The sequence below is a fragment of the Protofrankia symbiont of Coriaria myrtifolia genome, assembly GCF_900634755.1.
GTDB lineage: Bacteria > Actinomycetota > Actinomycetes > Frankiales > Frankiaceae > Protofrankia > Protofrankia coriariae.
Window position 1 is genome coordinate 1 of record NZ_CAAAFS010000198.1, and the last position, 20385, is coordinate 20385.

The 20385-nt window shown below is 71.6% G+C and carries 16 protein-coding genes and 3 pseudogenes; 4 read left to right on the top strand and 15 right to left on the bottom strand.

The window, feature by feature from the left end; genetic code table 11:
- Positions 1-155: 155 nt before the first annotated feature.
- Together CM1CMNOD_RS23630 and CM1CMNOD_RS11165 are read left to right on the top strand one after the other, a co-directional pair.
- A pseudogene (locus CM1CMNOD_RS23630) lies at positions 156-233 on the top strand (hypothetical protein); the annotation flags it as partial.
- Between the two features lie 70 nt (positions 234-303).
- Complete coding sequence (locus CM1CMNOD_RS11165) at positions 304-1140, top strand: MsnO8 family LLM class oxidoreductase (protein WP_258165196.1); 837 nt, start codon at positions 304-306, stop codon at positions 1138-1140.
- Positions 1141-1184: 44 nt separating this feature from the next.
- Here CM1CMNOD_RS11165 and CM1CMNOD_RS11170 read toward each other — a convergent pair whose 3' ends face one another.
- From CM1CMNOD_RS11170 to CM1CMNOD_RS22435, 14 genes and pseudogenes are all read right to left on the bottom strand, one after another.
- Positions 1185-2039 carry an ABC transporter permease gene (locus tag CM1CMNOD_RS11170; RefSeq protein ID WP_013873755.1) on the bottom strand — a complete coding sequence of 285 codons (855 nt, stop codon included), beginning with the start codon at positions 2037-2039 and terminating at the stop codon, positions 1185-1187.
- Positions 2036-2980 carry an ABC transporter permease gene (locus CM1CMNOD_RS11175; protein WP_013873756.1) on the bottom strand — a complete coding sequence of 315 codons (945 nt, stop codon included), beginning with the start codon at positions 2978-2980 and terminating at the stop codon, positions 2036-2038. Before CM1CMNOD_RS11175 ends, CM1CMNOD_RS11170 begins: the two co-directional genes overlap by 4 nt.
- On the bottom strand, positions 2977-4632 hold the full coding sequence (locus CM1CMNOD_RS11180; protein WP_013873757.1) for an ABC transporter substrate-binding protein: 1656 nt from the start codon (positions 4630-4632) through the stop codon (positions 2977-2979). Before CM1CMNOD_RS11180 ends, CM1CMNOD_RS11175 begins: the two co-directional genes overlap by 4 nt.
- A gap of 483 nt (positions 4633-5115) precedes the next feature.
- Positions 5116-6555 (bottom strand): NAD(P)/FAD-dependent oxidoreductase, encoded by a 1440-nt coding sequence (locus CM1CMNOD_RS11185; protein WP_013873758.1) that lies wholly within the window; start codon positions 6553-6555, stop codon positions 5116-5118.
- A gap of 206 nt (positions 6556-6761) precedes the next feature.
- Entirely contained in the window at positions 6762-7253 is a 492-nt protein-coding gene (locus CM1CMNOD_RS11190; RefSeq protein ID WP_013873759.1) for a DUF3237 domain-containing protein, read from the bottom strand.
- A 457-nt stretch (positions 7254-7710) separates the two neighbouring features.
- Complete coding sequence (locus CM1CMNOD_RS11195; protein WP_013873760.1) at positions 7711-8604, bottom strand: DUF6390 family protein; 894 nt, start codon at positions 8602-8604, stop codon at positions 7711-7713.
- Positions 8601-9701: a hydrogenase formation protein HypD gene (gene hypD, locus CM1CMNOD_RS11200; RefSeq protein ID WP_013873761.1), complete on the bottom strand. Its 1101-nt coding sequence runs from the start codon at positions 9699-9701 to the stop codon at positions 8601-8603. The genes CM1CMNOD_RS11195 and hypD overlap by 4 nt, the downstream gene beginning before the upstream one ends.
- A gap of 96 nt (positions 9702-9797) precedes the next feature.
- On the bottom strand, positions 9798-10070 hold the full coding sequence (locus CM1CMNOD_RS11205) for a HypC/HybG/HupF family hydrogenase formation chaperone (RefSeq protein WP_013873762.1): 273 nt from the start codon (positions 10068-10070) through the stop codon (positions 9798-9800).
- Positions 10071-10390: 320 nt separating this feature from the next.
- Positions 10391-11449, bottom strand: coding sequence for a hydrogenase expression/formation protein HypE (hypE, locus tag CM1CMNOD_RS11210; protein WP_131772505.1), 1059 nt, complete (start codon positions 11447-11449; stop codon positions 10391-10393).
- Between the two features lie 314 nt (positions 11450-11763).
- Positions 11764-12630: a D-sedoheptulose-7-phosphate isomerase gene (locus tag CM1CMNOD_RS11215; protein ID WP_013873764.1), complete on the bottom strand. Its 867-nt coding sequence runs from the start codon at positions 12628-12630 to the stop codon at positions 11764-11766.
- Positions 12630-13469, bottom strand: a complete 840-nt coding sequence (locus CM1CMNOD_RS11220; protein ID WP_013873765.1) for a hypothetical protein — start codon at positions 13467-13469, stop codon at positions 12630-12632. The genes CM1CMNOD_RS11215 and CM1CMNOD_RS11220 overlap by 1 nt, the downstream gene beginning before the upstream one ends.
- 155 nt (positions 13470-13624) lie before the next feature.
- Positions 13625-13864, bottom strand: a pseudogene (locus tag CM1CMNOD_RS24000) (HypC/HybG/HupF family hydrogenase formation chaperone); the annotation flags it as partial.
- A gap of 2 nt (positions 13865-13866) precedes the next feature.
- Positions 13867-16632: a carbamoyltransferase HypF gene (locus CM1CMNOD_RS11230; RefSeq protein WP_013873767.1), complete on the bottom strand. Its 2766-nt coding sequence runs from the start codon at positions 16630-16632 to the stop codon at positions 13867-13869.
- The gene (locus CM1CMNOD_RS22435) at positions 16629-17447 is read right to left on the bottom strand and encodes a hydrogenase maturation protease (RefSeq protein ID WP_013873768.1); all 819 of its coding nucleotides are present in this window, start codon (positions 17445-17447) and stop codon (positions 16629-16631) included. The genes CM1CMNOD_RS11230 and CM1CMNOD_RS22435 overlap by 4 nt, the downstream gene beginning before the upstream one ends.
- Positions 17448-17654: 207 nt before the next feature.
- Here CM1CMNOD_RS22435 and CM1CMNOD_RS11240 point away from each other — a divergent pair, with 207 nt between their 5' ends.
- Together CM1CMNOD_RS11240 and hypB are read left to right on the top strand one after the other, a co-directional pair.
- Entirely contained in the window at positions 17655-17993 is a 339-nt protein-coding gene (locus CM1CMNOD_RS11240; RefSeq protein WP_013873769.1) for a hydrogenase maturation nickel metallochaperone HypA, read from the top strand.
- Positions 17994-18084: 91 nt separating this feature from the next.
- Entirely contained in the window at positions 18085-18945 is an 861-nt protein-coding gene (hypB, locus tag CM1CMNOD_RS11245; RefSeq protein WP_013873770.1) for a hydrogenase nickel incorporation protein HypB, read from the top strand.
- Here the strand turns inward: hypB and CM1CMNOD_RS24415 are convergent.
- Positions 18938-20199 (bottom strand): annotated as a pseudogene (locus CM1CMNOD_RS24415) (ABC transporter substrate-binding protein). The gene hypB and the pseudogene CM1CMNOD_RS24415 sit on opposite strands and share 8 nt — an antisense overlap.
- Positions 20200-20385 lie beyond the last annotated feature (186 nt).

Below are 20385 nucleotides of genomic sequence, written 5' to 3' on the forward strand. Positions count from 1 at the left end.
CGACGGGGCCACCCCTGAAAAGGCTGCCCGGTACACCAGCCCAGCAGCCCACCAGAGCCTGCCGAGGAACTCGATTGACCGTGCTGTCCGTGCTCGACCAGGGGCCGGTACGCCGCGACGCCGGCCCGCGGCAGGCCATCCACGACTCCGTCACGGTGGCGAGGGAACTCGACACGGCCGGCTACGCCAGGTACTGGGTCGCGGAGCATCACGGCACCGCCAGCCGGGCGATCTCCGCGCCGGAAGTCCTCATCGGCGCCATCGCCTCGGCCACCACCCGGTCTCGGGTCGGGGCGGGGCGGCATGATGCTGCCGAATCACACACCGCTGCACGTGGCGGAGCAGTTCCGCATTCTGCACACGCTGTATCCCGGCCGGATCGACCTGGGCGTCGGCCGCGCGACCGGGGCGACCGACGCGGTCACCGGCGCGGCCCTCACCAGCGGGCCACAACGGGACCCGGCCCCCGCCAGCGGGCCCCACCAGGACAGGGACGCGTTCGACGCGAGCCTGCGGGAACTGCTCGCTTTCGGCGGCCGGCGGGAATTCCCCGCCGGGGCCGCGGCCGGTGCCGCCGATATCCGGGTAATGCCGGACGACGTGCCGCTGCCGCCGGTGTACCTGCTCGGCTCCAGCGCGTCCGCCGCACGGACGGCCGCCGCTCTCGGCCTCCCGTACGCGATGACCGCCGGCTTCCGCGACCCGGCCCTGGCCGTCGAGGGACTGCGGCTCTATCGGCAGCGGTTCACCCCGGCCCGCGACGGCGATCACCCGTACGCGATCGTGGTGCTCCGGGCGTGGGTCGGTGACGACCGGGAGCACGCCGAGGCGCTCGCCTCGCCGGAGCGGCTGGCCAACGTGCGGCAGCTCGCCGGTGACGCTGCGGCGCTGGTGCCGGTGCACAAGGCGCTCGCCTACCGGTTCAGCGAGCCGGAACACGCCGTGCGGGACCGCCTCGACCTGCGCTCGGACCTGGTCGGTGGACCGGCGGAGGTGGCCGACCAGCTGACGGCTCTGGCCGAGGCGAGCGGGGCCGACGAGGTGATGCTGGTGACCAACACCCACGAGCCGGCCGACCGGGTGGCGTCGTTCCGCCGGCTGGCCGCCGCCGTGGGCCTCACCGCCCCCGCGTCGGCCTGAGATCATCGACCCGAGATCAGCGATCCGCGATCAGCGGCCTGGGATCAGCGGATGGCGCGGGCCTGGATGTTGCGTCCCAGCAGGGTCAGCGTCAGGACCACGGCGACCACGGCGAGGCCGGGGAACACCGCGATCCACCACGCGGTGCCCAGGTACTCCTGGCCGTCGGCCAGCATGGCGCCCCATTCCGGCGACGGTGCCGCCGGCCCGAGGCCGAGGATGCTCAGGCCCGCGGCCGCGGTGATCGCCGAACCGGTGCCGATGGACGCCAGCACCACCAACGGCCCGGCCACGTTGGGCAGCACGTGACGGGTCAGGTAGCGCCAGGGCGGCACCCCGAGCCCGCGTGCGGCCTCGACGTACTCCGAGCGGATCACCGCGAACGCCTGGCCGCGCACCAGCCGGGCGAAGTGCGGGACCGCCGCGAGGCCGATCGCCAGTGCCACGTTCGCCGACCCGCGGCCGATGATGGCCACCACCAGCAGCGCCAGCAGGAGCTCGGGAAACGCGAGCAGCACGTCGACGAAGCGCATCAGCACCCCGTCCACGACGCGGCCCGCCGCGGCCGACACCAGCCCGAGCAGGATCCCCCCGCCGACGCCGATGATCACGGCGCCGATCCCGGTCAGCAGGGAGATCCGGGCCCCGTGCACGACCCTGGTGTAGACGTCCCGGCCAAGCTGGTCGGTGCCGAACGGGTGCGTCAGCGACGGCGACCGGAAGGTGCGCGCGGTGTCGGTGACGTCCGGGGCACCCGCCGTGAACAGGGACGGGACGAGCATCACCGCGGCGAACACCACCAGCAGCACGATGCCGGCCAGCAGGACCGCGCGCTGCCGGCGGCCCACCAGCGCGGGAGGCGCCGTCGCGACCCGCTCGAGCTCCAGCTCGACGCTCATCGCGCGCGCTCCGCCCGCAGCCGGGGGTCGATCACCGGGTACAGCAGGTCGACCACCGTGTTGATCAGCACGAACGTCACCGCGGAGAGCAGCACCACGGTGGTCACCACCGGGATGTCCTTCGACACCACCGCGCCGACCAGCAGCCGGCCGATTCCCGGGCGGGCGAAGATGTTCTCCACCAGCACGGTGCCGCCGATCAGCGAGCCGACGATCCAGGCCGACAGGGTCACCGCCGGGGTGATGGCGTGACGCAGCGTGTGCGCTAGCACCAGCCGCAGCTCGCCCGCCCCCCGCGCCCGCACGCTCAGCGCGAACGGGGCGCGGTCGGCCCGCTCCAGCTCCTGGCGCATGACCTGCGCCAGCGTCGCCCCCAGCGGCAGCGCGAGGGTGAGCGTCGGCAGCACCAGACCGAGCCCACCGCTCGCGCCGATCGACGGGAAGATCGGGAAGCGGAAGGAGAACAGGGTCAACAGCACGAGCCCGAGCCAGAAGTTCGGCACGGACGCGACCACCAGATCGAGCACGGTGGCGGCTGTACGGCCGACCCGGCCGCTGGCGGCGGTCACCACCACGGCGATCATGGCGAGCGCCAGGCCCGCGAGCGCGGCGGACACGGCGAGCTGCATCGTCGGCAGGACCTGGTCGGCGAGCAGCCGCTCGACCGGCATGTCCCGCTGGTACGAGCGGCCCAGGTCACCGGTCAGCAACGACCCCAGATAGTCGAGGTACTGCACGACCACCGGCCGGTCGAGCCCGTAGTCCGCGATCACCTGGGCGCGCAGCTGGGGTGTCGCGGTCAGGCTCGGGCCGAGGATCGCGTCCGCCTGGTCGCCCGGCACCAGGTGCAGGGCGACGAAGGTCAGGGTGGCCGCCCCCCACAGGACGAGCACACCGGCCGCCAGCCGCCTGCCGACGTGCCGCAGCACCGCCGCGATCATGCGCCGCCGACCCACACGTCGTACAGGAACGGCCAGCCCGCCGAGTCGAACTCCAGCCCGTGCGCTGTCAGGCGCACCGCCAGGCTGCGTTTCGCCACGTAGGTGGGCAGGCCGTAGGCCTGGTCGATGACCCGGGCCTGCACCCTCCGGTAGAGATCGTTCTGCTTGTTCAGGTCGATCGTCCTGGACGCCTCGTCGAGCAGCGCCTCCAGCCCGGGGTCGTCGACCCATGCCTTGTTGCCGCCACCCTGGGTGACCAGGCTCCTGGCGGAGAACAGGTTCCCCAGGACCGAGGGATCGGAGCCGCCCCAGGCCAGCCCGCTCACGTCGTAGTCGCCGGCCAGCGTCCGCTTGATGTAGGTGGGCGCGTCCAGCTCGGTGAACACGACCTCGACGCCGATCTTCTTCAGCTCGGCCTGGAAGGCGGTGTCGTAGTTGCGGCGCTCGGAGGTGGTGTTGGCGGTGGCGAAGGGGAACTGCAGGCTGAACCGGGCACCGTCCTTCGTCCGGTAGCCGTCGCCGTCCCGGCCGGTGTAGCCGAGGCTGTCGAGCAGGCGTTCCGCCCTGGCCCGGTCGTAGCCCCAGCTCGACGCCAGCCTGTCGTCGTAGCTGCGGGTCGACGGGCTCAGGATCGAGCCGGCGCGCTGGTACTGGCCCTGGAACAGCCCGCCCGTGATGGACGCGACGTCCACCCCGTACAGGATCACCCGCCGGGCGTCGACGTTCTGGAACAGCGGCCGGCGGGTGTTCAGATAGTAGGTGTACGGCGACCCCGGCACGTCACGGCTGATCAGGGTCACCGACGTCTGCCGGCGCAGCCCGGCCAGCTGCGCCGCCGGGACCTGGTCGGCGATGCCGATCTGCCCCGAGGTCGCCGCCGCGACCCTGCTCTGGTCGTCGATGACGAACTGGACGGTGTACCCGTCCAGGTAGGGCCGGCCGGTGTGCCTGGCCGTGCCCGGCCCCCAGTTGTAGCCCTCGCGCCTGGTGAAGACGGCCTGCTGGCCCTGCACCACCGAGGTGAAGACGTAGGGGCCGGTGCTCACCGTGAACTGGCCGCCGGAGCCGAGGGAGTCCGGATGCTCCGCGAGCGCCCTGGGCGAGTGGAAGCCGAGGTAGGGCCGGCTGACCGCGTGCAGGAACTGCGAGTACGGCCTGCTCAGCGTGACCTCGACCCGGCGGGGGTCCAGCACCGTGCTCGCCTTGTACGGCCCGATCAGCGACTTGGCGTACCTGGACTTCGTCTCGGGCGCGACCACCCGGTCGAAGTTCGCCTTGACCGCGTTCGCGTCGAACGGGGTGCCGTCACTGAAGGTCACGTCCTCGCGCAGTACGAACGTGTAGGCCAGCCCGTCGTCCGACACCGTCCAGGACGTCGCCAGCCACGGCAGATACCTGCCGTCCGGCGTCTCGGAAACCAGCGAGTCGAACACCGGGCGCAGGATCAGGCCGAGCACGTCCTCGGTGCCGACCTGCGGGTCCCAGCCGATCGGTGAGGTCGGCTCGGCGAAGACGAGACGGCCGCCCAGCCGCGGCGTACCGTCGTTACCCGCCTGGTCCTCCCCGGTGCCGCACGCGCTCACCGCGGAACCGGCGAGCAGCGCCACAAAGGACCCCGCGGACAACGACAGAAATCTTCTCCGCGTGTCCACCAGAAAACTCCGTTCCCGAAATGACGAAGGCACCTTCGGCCCGGCCCGCACGTGGATGCCAGGTACCAGGTGACCGGACCTGCCAGGAGAAAACACGCGGACCCGAACAGCGGTCAACCCTGCGGGAAGCGCCGTCCAGCGTGGCACAAGAATGGCTTTAGACTGGTTTGCAGGCTGTTAAGAAAATAGCCGGTCCCGCCGGTGCTGGTAATCGCCTGGCAACGGAACGACGCGACTGCGGCCGTGTATTTCTCGCCGGCGCCGCCGGCGGTCCGAGGGGTAAGTCATGACGCGGCCCCGGGCCAGGCGGAGGGCACGGCGGCGTTCCCGCGGGGCCGTCCTGGATCACCTGGCGTGGCGCCTGGGCCAGCCGGCGGACCGTCCGCGAGCCTCGTCCCGCGGACCGTCAGTACCGCTTCGGAGTCACTCCGGTGCCACCTCGGTGCCACTTCGGCGCAGGGAACCGTGGACGAGAAACAGCCCTCACGGCGCCGGCTGGGGCACGGCTTCCGCCTCGGCCGTCCGTGGCCGGGGCGGCTCCCCCACCGACCAGCCCGGCCGTTCGGACGGCGCCCAGCCGTCGTAACGGAATCCGCCGAACCGAGTTTCCCAGCGAATGGCGAGCTCCGTCGGGATCTCGCCCGCGACCTCCCGCAGGATGCCGCGGCGGTCCGCACCGGGGGCGGCCAGCGCCCGGACCAGGCCACGGACCATCCTTGACGGCCCGATCACGTGCTCGACCTTCCGCGTCCGGTTGAAGGTGTCGCTGAAGTCCGGCCGGCCCTCGCCCCTGTCCCCGAACGTCCGCAGAACTTCGCGGATCAGCGCGGAGGGAGCGTCCGGACGGGACTCCCGGTTACCCCAGTGATAGCTGCTGCGTGTGTCGTCGTCCCGGTTCTTCTCCCACGCACAGAGAGCTCTGTCGAGCGCCGCCGGATCGTCGAGGACGGCGTTGACCGCCTCACCGAGAAGCCGCCCGTGACGCAGGGCGTCACGCTGTCCCTGACCTGCGACGGGATCCTTGAAATGCCCGGAGTCACCCGCCAGCGCCCACCCGGGTCCGCTTGACCGCCGGTAGTAGGAGGCCAGTTTTCTGGTCGACCGGAGCTGGCTTACATTCTGGGCGCCGCTGATCCGCTCCGCGACCTCGGGCTCCTCGGCGACGGCCTCCTGCCAGAACCGCTCGCCGCCCTGCTGGAAACGGGGAATGTCGTCCGCCGGGGTCATGAACACCACGAGCAGCCGTCCGCGTGGGCTTGACGGCAGGGTCAGAACAATGCGCGGGCCACTGCGGTATATGCCGTAGATCTCGTGGTGGATCGTGTCCAACGCGGGGTCGTCCATGTAGCGGAAGGCGAATCCCCGCCCGTTCTTCGACCCCCGATAAGGTGTCCAGGCGCCGACGGCCGCCGCGGTCCTGGACTGCCTGCCGTCCGCGCCGACCACGAGCCTGGCCCGGATTTCATACTTTCGCCCGTTGTGCCGGTAGCGCACACCGACGGCTCGGCCGTTCTCCCAGAGCACGTCCTCGAACACGGATTTCTCACGTACGTCGGCACCGGCCTCGCGGCAGGCGGTGACCAGGCACACGTCCTGGTCGTACCGCGGGACGCAGACCCCGTAGTCGATCCCGTCCACCGTGGCGAAACGCTCACGTAAACGAATATCGCCAACCGTGACACCCAGATAGCGGGCCTGCGCGGGGCCGAGCTTCAGAATGTGCGGCAGCGCGCCCATGCGTTGCAGTTCCGACACGCCGCTGGGTACCAGGACGTGCGTCGACAGCTGATCCGACGGGAAGCTCGTCCTGTCCAGCAGGATCACTTTTCGCCCGGCCCGCGCAAGCGGCACCGCCGTGGCCGTACCGGCAAGTCGCGCGCCAACAATGACGACATCGGCATCTTCAGCACCCGTCAGGGTCACAACGCCTCCCAAGGCATGCGCTACGCGTCCGACCGTAATCTTCCGCGCTCTGGCGCGCTCCCCTCATAAGAGTCAACCTGGTACCTCCATCGGGATAAAATCCCTCCGGAGAGGCCCATTCGCCCGGCCCCGGGTGAATCTCGGTCGGTCACGCCCGGTCGACTGGCCGAGTCGACCCGCCCTGTCAACTCGGCTAGTCGATTCGGCTAGTCGATTCGGAAGACACCGAACTCGATCGCGCCGTTGACAAGACGCCCACGGCCGACGAACACACGGCGCTGCAGCCAGGCGTATCGCTCGTCACCGGTCTCGAACCGAAGGGTGATACTCAGATACTGGTCGGTGTGGCTGGTCGTGCCACCGGTCTGTAACGCGGTCCCGACGGCCTCGTTCATCTCGACGAGGCCGGTGTACTGGACGTAGATGGTCGCGTCGTCATCGGTACGCCACAGGCCCCGCACGTCGATACGCCCGAAACCGTCCAGGCCGATGAGGACCCAGTCGCCGCCGCTGTCCGCCAGCACGTCGGCGTTGATCCGCCTGCCTGTCACGCGGCCGCCGGCGAAGCCGAAGAACAGCCGGGTTCCGAAGGGACCGGTTCCGACCGCCAGCGGCGGACTGAGCTCGGCCCGATAGACGAACTCCTCGGCGACGGTCAGAGCAGCGTCCAGACCAGCGTCGGTGGCGGTCTCGCTCATCGTTCTCCTCAGGGTTGTGAGTACTCGTGCGCGGACAGCGGACGTGGATGGTGTCTGCTGGCCTGGCCCACCACTCGCGGGAGACGTTCCCGAGTTCGCTCGAGCGATCGCTCCTCAGGCCGGCGTCGACCCCCGCGACGGGAACCCCGCGGACGAGCGCCGTGCTCACGCGACGCGGATGACCAGCGGATGACCATCCGATCGGATGGATCTCAGGCGGCCCCAGGCAACGCTTTGACCTATGTCACATTTTGTTGACAGAACGGTATGATGGTTGGACCAATCATGTCAACCGATCCGCACCGCCCATGTCAGCCCACCGCCAGCGGCGGGCAGCGGCGATCAGCGGGCAGCAACAGCGGGCCAGAAACCGGAGGCCAGAGGCTGAAAGCCGGAGGCCAGAGGCTACAGGGAAGCCGGAGGCCGGATGTCATGGGCCGCGCCGCCGCGCCACCCGTCAGGCGTCGTCCCGCACCTGTCGGGTGAGCGCTTCCCCGGCCGGGCCGGCCTCCCGGGTCCGGGCCAGGCGGCGGTTGGTGAGCTCAAGCTGGGTCACTGTGTCGCGGCGCAGCGTCGTGGCCTGCCTGTCGGTGAGCCGGCCGCTGACCCGGTCCCAGTGCAGGGCGACCCACTCCCCCGGTCGCACGTCGGGGGCGAAGCTGACACCGCCGGCGACGAGCGCGGCCCGCAGCGGCCGGGGCCCGGACAGTCCGAGCCGGCCGTTCTCCCAGGTCAGGCCCGCGGAGCGCACCACGACATGATCGCCATCGCGTTCCGTCACCTGCCCCCACCGAATCCGGCAGCTGTCCAGCACGTGCAGTGGCCAGGTGGGGTCCGGCGAGTCCAGCAGCCGGGACCAGGGGTAGACCCCGAAGACGTGGAAGCAGTGGTTCGGCGCGGCCTCGTCAAGAATCCGCGGGGTGAGGTGCCGCCAGTACCACCCGGCCTGCGGACCGATCACAGCCAGCAGCGCCGCGCCGAACTCGCGGGGGTCGACCGCCTCCGACACGCCGCCGCCGAGCCAGTACGCCTCGACCACCCGGCGGTCGAGCGGGTCGTCGATACCGTTGAGCCGGGCCAGAATCCGCAGGTACGGCCATGCTCCGTGGAAGCGGCGGGCCAACGCCCGCAGATCACCCTCCGTGGCACCAGCTCCGCCGACTCCGCCGGCTCCAGCGGAGCCGGTCGCACTCGCGGCACCCATCGCTCCGGCCGCTCCCGCGGCACCGGCGGCACCGGCGGTCAGCAGTGTCCGCGGCGCGTCGGCCGGGCCGCAGTAACCGAGCTCGTTCGGCGCGTAAGCGTAACGGGCGAACATCCGCGCGCCGTCCTCGTCGCGGGACACGCTCACCGCAGGGCCATCCGTCCGAAGGTGTAGTAGGCCGCGCAGGCGCCCTCCGAGGAGACCATGCAGGTGCCGATCGGGGTCTGCGGTGTGCAGGCGGTGCCGAACACCTTGCACTCCCACGGTTTGAGGGCGCCCTTGAGGACCTCCCCGCACTGGCACGCCTTGGGGTCGGCGACGCGGACGCCGGGCATGTCGAACCGCCGCTCGGCGTCGAACCGCGCGAAGTCGTCGGTGAGCCGCAGCGCGCTCTGCGCGATGAAGCCCAGCCCACGCCACTCGAAATGGGGCCGCAGCTCGAACACCCGCGCCATCAGCGCCAGCGCCTGGGGATTGCCCTCCTCGCGCACCACCCGGCCGTACTGGTTCTCGACCTCGCAGCGTCCCTGCCGGATCTGCCGGAGCAGCATCGCGACCGCGGCGAGAACGTCCAGCGGCTCGAAGCCAGCCACCACGACAGGCTTGCCGTGCGCCTCGGGGACGAAGCGGTACGGCCGGCTGCCCACCACGGTCGAGACATGCCCCGGGCCGATGAAGCCCGACAGCCGCAGGTCGGGCGAGCGCAGGATCGCCCGCAGCGGCGGGATGATCGTGACGTGGTTGCAGAACACGCTGAAGTTGGTCAGCCCCAGCTCACGGGCCCGCAGCAGCGTCACCGCGGTGGACGGGGCGGTGGTCTCGAACCCGACCGCGAAGAACACGACATGCCGGTCCGGGTTGTCCAGGGCCACCCCGAGCGCGTCCAACGGGGAGTACACGAAGCGGACGTCCGCCCCGCGCGCCCTGGCCTCCAGCAGGCTGCCGCGGCCACCGGGCACCCGCATCATGTCGCCGAACGAGGTGAGGACGACCCCCGGCTGCTCGGCCAGCCAGATGGCGTCGTCGACCCGTCCCATCGGTATGACGCACACCGGGCAGCCCGGCCCGTGCACCAGCTCCACCGACTCGGGCAGCAGATGCTGGATGCCGTGCCGGTAGATGGTGTGGGTGTGGCCGCCGCACACCTCCATGAACGCGTAGCTGTCCGTCCCGGCCAGCTCCGCGATGGCGGCCACCAGCGCACGCGCGGCCGCGGGATCGCGGAACTCGTCGACGAAGCGCATCACGGATCCTCCTTGCGGTGACGGCTTACGGTTACGACCGGCGAGCCGAAACGATCTGTACGACAGCGGCGGAAACAGCCACGGCAGGCACGGCGGTCAGGGGATCGCGGACGATCCGAACGCCTCGATCTCGTCCTGGTAGGCCGCGCCCAGCTTCTCCATCGCCTCGAGCGTGCGCGTCGCCTCGGCCTCGTCGATCACCGCCAGGGCAAACCCGACGTGCACCAGCACCCAGTCCCCGACCTGGGGCCCGTCCGCCGCGACCAGCCGAATGCTGATCGTCCGCCGCACCCCGCTGACATCGACCGTCGCGAGATGCTGGCCCGCGTCGACGATCTCGACAAGCCGGCCGGGAATCCCCAGGCACATCAACGGCCTCCTCGTGCCACGGCGTGATGCCACCACCTGGCGACACCCGCCTCTGCCTTCCACCACACGTCGCCCTCACCGCACGTCGCCACGAGGCTCGGCTGGCCACCGCAGGCACCGGCCCCGATCGCCTCGCACCCCCGGAACGCCGGCCGCGCAACGCGCACCCGTTCCGGCAGCAACCAGAAATTTCATGATCAAATAACGTCGCACCACGAGAACGAGGGAACAAGTGGTCGCTACAGCAGCCACTTCCGTACTCATTCTTTTGATCAGAACAGGACGGGCGGGTCGCCGTCTGGCCGGGCGGGTTGGCATGGTCAGCAGATGCGGGGTAGCGGGTCGCCGACCAGCATGTCCACGATCCGGGTGCCGCCCAGGGCGGTGCGCATCGCGACGATCCCGGCCGGCCCCTCGGTGATCTCCCCGATGACCGCGGCCGACCGGCCCCGCGGATGCTCCCGCAGCGCGGCCAGCGCCGCCGGGGCCTGCTCGGGCGGTACCACCGCGAGGAACCTGCCCTCGTTGGCAACGTGGAGCGGGTCGATGCCGAGCAGCTCGCAGGCGCCGCGCACGTCGGGGCGCACCGGCACGGAGCGCTCGTCGAGCAGAACCCCGAGGCCGCTGTCCCGGGCCAGCTCGTTGCAGGCCGTCCCCACCCCGCCCCGGGTGGGATCACGCAGCCACCGCGTCGACGGCGCCGCCGCCAGCAACTCCTCCACCAGCGCGTCGACCGCCGCGGTGTCGGAGCGGATGGCGGCGTCGATCGCCAGGTTGCCGCGGGCGATCATGACCGCCATCCCGTGCTCGCCGATCGTGCCGGACACCAGCACCCGGTCCCCCGGCCGCACCCGCCGCGCGGCCAGCTGCCGGCCGGGCGGGACGAGCCCCACCCCGGCGGTCGTGATGATCAGCCCGTCGGCGGTGCCGGTGTCGACGACCTTGGTGTCCCCGGTCACCACCTCCACCCCGGCGGCCCGTGCCGCCTCGGCCATGTCCCCGGCGACGCGGCGCAGTTCGTCGACGGGGAAACCCTCCTCGATCACGAATGCCGCGGACAGCCACAACGGCCGCGCCCCCGTCATCGCCAGGTCGTTGACGGTGCCGTGCACCGCCAGGTCACCGATGGAGCCGCCGGGGAAACGCAGCGGTCGGACCACGAAGGAGTCGGTGCTGAAGGCCAGCGACTCCCCCGACGGCAGCGACAGGACCGCGCCGTCCCCCAGCGCGTCGAGCGCGGGGTTGCGGAAGGCATCGACGAAGACCGCCTCGATCAGTTCCGCCGACGCGCTCCCGCCGGCCCCGTGCGCCGAGGTCACCACCTCGCCGAGCGCCCGCGGCCGGCGCCGTCGGAACGTCTCGACCCGCGCCGGCACCAGCGCCTCGTCCGCCTCCCCGTCCCCGTGGGCAGCCCCCTCCTGGATGACCTCCGCGCGGATGTTCCCGCCCCGGGTACCGCCTCCGCGGCCCGCCTTCTCCGCCTCCACCCGGCCCGCCGACTTCGCCTGGCCCGCCTGATTCGCCTGATTCGCCTGACTCACCCGGCCCGTTCTGCTCGTCGCGCCTGTTCGGTCAGTTGTTCGGCCAGTTCGACCCGCCGGGATCATCCGGTCCGCTCGGTCGGGGTGATCCTTCCGGTTCGGACGATCTGTTCGATCTGCTCGCTCCGTTCGGCCGGCCCGATCCGCCACGGTCATCGGGCGTTCTCCCCCGCCATCGGGGACATCGGGGGCGCAGCCGGATGGTCTGCCATCCGCCGCTGCGTCGCGGCCCACAGGTGGTGGCCGAGCAGGGCGTGCGACTCCTGGATGCGGTGCACGCTCTGCGAGTGGACGACGAAGCAGCGGTCGACCACGCCGTCGGCGGCGAACCGGCCGCCGTCGTACCCGGCGAAGCCGACGGTGAGCGCGCCCCGACGGCCGGCCTCGGCCAGCCCGGCCAGCAGGTTGGACGAGTCGCCGCTGGTCGACAGCGCCACCGCGATGTCGTTCGGGCCGGCGTGCGCGATGAGCTGCCGGGCAAACACCCGCTCGAATCCGACGTCGTTGCCGAGCGCGGTGACCACCGCCTGGTCCGCGGCCAGCGACCAGGCCGGCAGCGGGCGTCCGTGCGGCGGGCGGGAGAACAGCTCGGCCAGGGTGGCGGCGTCGGTCGCGCTACCGCCGTTACCGAAGGTGTACATACGTCCGCCCCGGGCGAAACGGTGTGCCATCTCCGCCGCGGTGGCCGCGATCGACCCGGCGCACTCCCGCAGCGTCGCGCGCTGTAGTCGCACGCTCTCCCGGGCCTTCGCCCGCGCCGAGTCGGCAAGTTCGACCAGCAACGCACCCAGCGTGTCCCCCCGGCCACCGGTGTCCCCGCGGCCTTCCTTCCGGCCGCGGGCATCCCGGCCGCCGGTGTCCTGGCCGTCATCCCGCTGGCCGCTCCTCCGGTGGCCGCCGTCGCGCCGGGCGCGGTCGTCCCGGTCAGCGCCGGCCCGGGGGCTGCTGTCCCGGTCGTCGCCGTTGTCCTCTTGGGGGTCGAGGAACGGGTACAGGAACGCGGTGTGCTCGGTGGCCATCACTCACCGTCCTGGTCGAGACGGGTGATCGCCGTCGCGGCATGGACCAGCACCAGATCACCCGTGGCCACCGGATCGACCAGCAGGGTGCTGACGAGCTCCATCCCCGTGGCGGTACGCACCAGTGCCCGTCCGTCGGCCGCTCCCCGGGGCGTGACCACTTCGCCGAGGCGGCCTTCGTCACCGCAGGTGACACACGTCCCGCCGGTCTGCTCCCGCGCGGACGGGTGGAGCACGGCGGTGTGCTCGAGGCAGACGTGGGTCAGTTCCCACAGCAGGTGGTAGAGGAGCACAAGCCGGCCGGTGGCCGGCAGCAGCGGATCCGGGTCGTCCAGCCACAGCACATGATCAGCCGTACCGGCCGGCGGACGCGGACCGCTACCGATCCATATCGTGCCCGTCTCCCAGGCCGGCGCCCGGCGCAGCACGGCACGCACCACCGGGTCATCGGCGGCGGCCACGGCAAGGACGACGTCACCGGGCCGGGCCGCCAGCCGGATCATGGCGACGGGATCCGGGCCGGTCACGGCCACCGCGGGCAGCGCCGGCTTGCCGACGACAGTCGGGTGGACGAACTCGACCGCGACATGGTGTGCGTGCGGCCCCCACGCCGGCGACAGACACCACAGGGTGGCACCGCCGGCAAAACGTCGGGCCAGCGCGAGCGAGGCCCCCGCGAGATCAGCCGCAAGATCCTCGGTCAGCCCACCGTCGTCGGTGCCGTCCACGCCGCCGACAGCGCCGGCGGTCGCCTCTGGAACGTTCGCCGGCTCCTGCCGCGCCTTCCGGGGATGGCCTGTCACAGCATCGTCGTCACCAGTGACCGCCACCGCGCTCATCGCATTCCCCCGGTTTTCCCGACTCCCCCGGTTTCCCAGGCTTCCCCGGATCTCCTGGCCTCCGCGGTCTCCGCGGTCTCCCGGAATCCTCTTTTTGCTTCGGCTTTTCTTTCCTCTTCTCTTTCCTCGATTTCCCCGACTTCCGTCAGGTGGCCTGCCGCGGTGTCGTCGATCAGCTCGTATTCGCGCATCACGTCCAGCGTGTGCAGTGCCGACTGCCGGTCGAGCCGGGTCAGGGCGAAACCGGCGTGCACCATGGTGTAGTCGTCGACCGCGAGATCCGGCAGATACGCCAGGCACACCTTCCGCGTCTCACCGGGAAAGGCGACGTGGGCCATCCTGGTCCCGCTCTCGTCCCAGACCTCGACGATCCGGCCCGGAATCCCCAGGCACATGGTCACCTCTCCTCATCATCCCCGGCGCGCAGGCGCAGCACCGCGACCGCGGCCTGCCCGAGCGCGAGCCCGCCGTCGTTGGGTGGCACCAGGTGGTGGACGAGCGTGTCGAATCCGGCGGTGCGCAGCCGCTCCTGGCAGGCGCGCAGCAACAGCACGTTCTGGAACACCCCGCCGGTCAGGCCGGCCAGCGACACCCCTCGCTGCCGGCCGACCCGGGTCACCACCTCGGCGACCGCGTCGGCCACCGCCTCGTGGAACGCCGCGGCCAGCACCGCCACCGGCACGCCGTCGCGCAGCCCGGCCACCAGCGCGCGCAGCAGCGGCGCCGGGTCGAGCACACCGTCCGCGCCGACCGCCAGCCGTGGCGCCGCCGCCAGCCCCGATATCCCGGGCACCTCCGGCATCCCCGCGGCCGGGACGGTGACCGCCTCAAGCGCGGCCGCTTCGAGGGCGATCGCGGCCTGGCCCTCGTACTCGACGCGGTGGCAGATGCCCAGCAGGGCGGACACCGCGTCGAAGAGGCGTCCCATGCTGGTGCAGGGGACGCAGCCGATGCCACTGTCGAGCTGGGAGCGCACCGCGGCCAGTTCGGCGGGCCGGCAGGCGGCCACCGCGGGCAGGTCCGGCGCCCACGGGATGCCGACGGCGGCCAGGTGGGACAGCGCCATCCGGCACGGGTTGCGCACGGCCGTGTCCCCGCCGGGCAGCGGCACCGCGCGCAGATGGCCGACGCGGGTGAAGCGGTGGCTGTCCGCACCGAGCAGCAGCACCTCACCGCCCCAGACCTCGCCACCCCGGACCTCGCCACCCCGGGGTACGCCGTCCCGGCCCGCGCCGCTCGGGACCGCGCTGTCGGTGCCGCCGATGCCGTAGCCGGTGCCGTCGAAGGCCACTCCGATGATCGGTTCGCCCAGCCTGCCGTGCTCGGCGAGCAGGGAGACCACATGCGCATGATGATGTTGGACGAGCAGCGGTGGCCGGTCACCGGCGTGGCGCTCGGCCCAGCGGCGGGTCGAATATCCCGGGTGGGCGTCGGCGACCAGCCGTGCCGGGCGCATGGCGTACACGGCGGTGAGCTGCTCGACCGACTGCTCGAAGGCGCGCAGCGTCGCCAGACCGCCCATGTCACCGACGTGCGCCGAGCAGAACGTACGCTCACCGTCGGTGACACAAAAGGTGTTCTTCAGCTCCCCGCCAACGGCCAGGACCACCTCGACCGGCCGACGCGAACCATCCTGGTCCGCCACCCGCCCAACCCTGCCCGCGGACGCCGGTCGACTTCGGCTGCCCACGGGCGCTGTCCGGCCGAACTCGACCAGCAGGGGCGTGTGGCCGCGGGAGCGGCGGATCGGCAGTTCGCGGCCGTCGACGACGCGGACCACCGAGTCGTCGCAGGGCAGCAGGATCGGACGGTCGTGGGTGAGCATCGCGTCGGCCAGCGCCGGCAGCCGGCCGCGGGCGTCGGTGTCGTCGAAGCAGATCGGCTCGTCTGCCAGGTTGGCGCTGGTCAGCACGACGCACGCCGGGGGCGCGACGGCCGCGCCGGGCACCTGGGCGAACAGCAGGTGGTGCAGGGGCGAGTAGGGCAGCAGCAGGCCGATCAGCGGGTTGCCCGGCGCTACGTCCGCGGCGACGGGAGCGTCCGCCCGGCGCCGCAGCAGCACGATCGGCCGGGCCGGGCCACGCAGCACCGCGGCCTCGGCCGGGCCGATCTCGGCGAGCCGCCGGGCCACGTCAAGATCCCGGACCATCACCGCGAACGCCTTGCCCACCCGCGCCTTGCGCTCGCGCAGCAGCTGCACCGCCACCGGGCTGTCGGCCCGGCAGGCCAGGTGGTAGCCGCCGATCCCCTTCACCGCGACGACGCGACCATCGGCCAGCGCCTGCTGGGCCGCGGCCAGCGCCCCGTCCGACCCGGTCTTCTCCACCTCTGGCGTCTCAGCCGCCCCCGGCACCCCGGCTCCGATCGCCTCGGCTCCGATCGCCTCGGAGCAGGACGCCGCCGGCCTGGCGGCCTCCAGTTCAGCGGCGTCCCACAACCCGGTCACGCTGTGATGACCATCGGCCACGGCAGGGGCAGAGCATGCGAGGGGCGTGAAGGGGACGAAGGACAGCCGCGGCCCGCAGTCCGGGCAGCACACCGGCTGGGCGTGGAAGCGGCGGTCGGCCGGGTCGTGGTACTCGGCCGCGCAGGCCGAGCACATCGGGAAGCCCGCCATGGTGGTGGCCGCCCGGTCGTAGGGCAGCGACCGGATGATGGTGAACCGGGGGCCGCAGGCGGTGCAGGTGATGAACGGATGACGGTAGCGGCGGTCGGCCGGGTCGAACAGCTCGCGTACGCAGTCGTCACACACCGCCGTGTCCGGGGGGACAACGGCGCCGACGGTGTGGGTGGCGCGAACACCCTCGCCGCCATCGCGGCTGGCCACGATGCGGAAGCCGGCCTCTTCGGTCACCGGCGGGGCGTCGTCCACCCGCACGGTGGTGACCCGCGCCGGTGCTGGCGCGTCACCGCGCAGCCGCCGCAGGAACTGCGCGACCGTCGCGGGGCTGCCCTGGACCTCGATGAACACCGAGCCGCTGTCGTTGCCCACGAAACCGTCGACGCCGAGGGCGGTGGCCAGCCGGTGGACGAACGGCCGGAACCCCACCCCCTGCACGACGCCTTCGACCCGCACCCGCCGCCGCCACACAGCACCGGGATGGCCATGCTCCCCAGCACGCGCATGACCGATGACGACCGGGCAGACGCCTTCGGCCGTCATACGGACGGCCCCGGACGCGCGGCAGCGGCAGCCCTGCGGCCACCCCTGCCATGCTCACGGGCGGCCGGGCCGGACCCCGGGCGCGTGTCCGCCGTCCGCGGGCTGCGAAACCCGGCCAGGAAGTCCCGTTCGATCAGGCCGATGACCTCCCACATGGCCTGGCGCACCGCCGCGGACAGCTCCCAGCCCGCGTCGACGCACTCGGCCTCGATGAGGAACACCGTGACCTCGTCAGGACGGCTCGCCGCCGCCGAACCGAGCCGGCCTGCCACCGGTACCGGGCCGGCTGTCCGCCCCTCCCCGACCGGCGGTGGGCTGCCTTCCCGCCCTTCCCCGAACGGTGACCGGCCGCTCGTCTGATCCTCCCAGGCCGCGCGGCCTTCCTGGGCCGGCTGACCTTCCCGGGCCGGTGGCGGGCCGGGCGTCCGCTCGTCCGGCCAGTGCGCGTCCAGCCAGGTGGCGAGCGCCAGCGCGTGGTCCCAGCGGAAGGCGTGGCTGTGCAGGCCGGCCAGCGGCGGGAGATCGGCCAGCTCCGGGCCGGGTACACGGTAGATCGTGCCCGGCCGCGCGCCGGTGCGGGCGGCGTCGACGATGACCACCCGGCGGGCCGCACGAATCCGGAACGCCACGTCCATCCCGGCGGTGCCGCCGTCGACGACCCGCACCCCGTCGGGGATGCCTCGCTCCCACAGGTGCCGGATGAGGACCGGCCCGACGCCGTCGTCCCGACGCAGGATGTTGCCGCAGCCCACCAGCAGCAGTTCGTGGCGAGCCGGTGTGCCGCCGCCGACGGGTCCCGCGGGGAGCTGCGTCACCGGGCGCCTCCATCCGTTCCAGCCGTCCCGTCCAGCCGTCCCATGTCGATCTTCTATCCGCCGCGCGCCAGGACCATCGCGTTGATCGTGAAGTTGCCGACCTCACGCCCGCCGCGCCGCCGGGCCCACCGGCGGGCGCGATCCAGATGATCAAAACTGGGGCGGACGCGTCCGGCGGGCCGGGCGCAGCCGCGGAGGGAGCGCACCGTGCACGAGCTGTCGATCTGCCACGCCATCGCCGGCATCGTCGTCGAGCACGCCGGTGACCGTCCGGTACGGACCGTGAACGTACGGATCGGGCAGCTACGGCAGATCGTGCCGGACACCCTCGTCCACTGCTGGTCGCTGGTCATCCAGGGCAGCACGCTGGACGGCTCGCGGCTGCGGGTCGAAAGCGTGCCGGCGCGGGTCCGCTGCGTCGGCTGCGGTCACACCTGGACGCTGAGCGCGCCGGTCATGCTCTGCGGGCAGTGCGGCGGCCACGAGGTGTCGGTGCTGCGGGGCGAGGAGTTTCTGATCACTTCCCTGGAGCTCGAGGAGGTGTGAACGGCCGCGGGCTGGTTCGATCGACACCTTCGATCAACGAGTTTCACGGTCGGCGGCTTCGGTCGGCGGCGCGGGCCGGAGGAGGATCACCATGGGCCGATTCCACTGGCACACCGACGGCAGCACGCACGACGACCACCACAGTCACGATCACCATCGTAACGATCACCATCACGGCCAGGACGAGCGCATAGGAGATCATTCCGGCTACGAGACCGGGACGCGGCGTGTCGAGGTGCTGGCCGCGATCCTCGGCGAGAACGACCGGCTCGCCGCCGCGAACCGCCACGACTTCGACGCCGCCGGGGCACACGTCGTCAACCTGATGTCCGCGCCGGGCGCCGGCAAGACGGCTCTGCTGCGGGAGACCCTCCGCCGGCTGTGCCCCACGCTGCGGGTCGGGGTGATCGAGGGCGACATCGAGACCAGCATCGACGCCGACCGGCTCGACGGGCTCGGCGCCGTGGTGTCGCTGGTCAACACCGGTCAGGGCTTCGGCGGCGAGTGCCACCTGGACGCCGCCATGGTCCGTTCGGCGATCGGGCGCCTGCCGCTGGACCTTCTCGATCTTGTCGTCATCGAGAACGTCGGCAACCTGGTCTGCCCGGCCGAGTTCGACGTCGGCGAGCACCGGCGCGCGATGATCTTCTCGGTCACCGAGGGCGAGGAGAAACCGCTGAAATACCCGATCATGTTCCGGTCCGCCGACCTCATCCTGATCAACAAGGTGGATCTGCTGCCCTACCTGGACTTCGATCTCGAGCTCTTCCGCCGTAACCTCACCGATGTCAATCCCGGCGCGACCAGCCTGGAGATCAGCGCCCGTACCGGCGCCGGCCTCGGCGCGTGGTGCGACTGGCTGTCCGCGCCGCATCCCCCGTGGCCCGGTGCCGGTCGTCCGGCGCAGCGGCCCGACGCCGAGGCACGGGCGCGACGGGAGGACGTCAGCTGACGGGGGTGTCGCTGATGGGGAGGCCGCAGCGCACCACCGGGTCCAGCGGCAGGAAGCGGCTGCCGTCGTCACTGACACGGACGAAGTCGTAGCAGTTGGCGGCCTTCCCGCGGTTCGTCGCGAGGTCGATCGGGGCGGGCAGCAGGCCGCCGCCGTCGTAGGCGCGCACGCCGCGCAGCCCCTGGATGAACCCCGGGCGGGTCGGGCAGGGGCCGGCGGCCTCCAGGCCGCGCAGGAACATGTCGGCGGACAGCCAGCCGAAGACCGCGCTGTCCTGGACGGGTGACTGCACCTGCGGGGCGTAGCGCGTCATCGCGTCGATGATCCGCTGGTGCGCGGGGCTGTTCACCTCGAACGGGACGAAAGTGATGTAGATGACGGTGCCGGCGAGGGTCGGGCCGAGCTGCTTGAGCAACGCCGGGTCGTAGCCGAACGGAGCGATCACCGCTTTGAGGTTGACACCGGCGGCGCGGACCGCCGGAAGAATCTGGGCGAGGATGTCCGGAGGACGATGCCGGCCAGGGTGTTGAGGCGCGCCGCCTTCATCTGCGCGGCCAGTGCCCCGAAACTGGTTGTCTTGGCGGTCACGGTGAAGTTCGCCTCGACGCGGATACCGGCCGCCTGCAGGCTTGTTCTGAGCTTCTGATAGAAGATCTCCGTGGCGTCGCTCAGCTCGGTGTTCACTACCAGAGCGCGGGTACCGCCCTGGCTACGGACGAAATCCCCCCAGACGCTGGAGGATCCCTGCGTGGCCGAATAGTAGTGCCAGGAGAACATGTTGCCGTGGTTGTTCCAGTCGACGTCGCCGGCCAGCCCGACGACCGGGACTTCGAGATCGTCGAGATACTGCGCGGAGCCGACCACCACCCCCGCTGTTTCCAGAATGCCGAAGACCCCTTCGTTCTGAACGAGTTCGCGAGCACCGGCGCGGTTCCCGTCGGGAGAACCGGCGTCGTCCCGCCAGGCATACACGACCTTCCTACCGTGGACGCCGCCCGCGGCGTTGGTCACTCCGAGACGCGCCTCGACACCGGCCCGGAACGTACGATAGGCGGCCGACGTCGGCCCGCTGTCGTCGAACAGCAGGCCAATCTTGACCTCACTGTCGGTGACACCCGGTGAGGTACAGGGGTCCGATCCCGCACGACCGGGCTGGGCCCTCGGGGTGGCGCAGGCGAACAGCCCGGTCAGGCTGCCCAGCGCGGCAGCCAGCACGGCGAACGACAATAACGAGCGCCTCCCGATCATGAACATCGCAGCGGGCTCCCTTGCCGACACCGGACACCTACAGGTCACATCTGGACACAAAGCGTGCTCCGGCAGAAAACGGTACAAGAAGAGAATCCGAGCGGCACCGAATAGTCGACACCCCGCATGTGAAACATGTCACGTACAACCCAATACCCGCCCCACCCCGAGCGGGCCACCCCCGCGACGCAC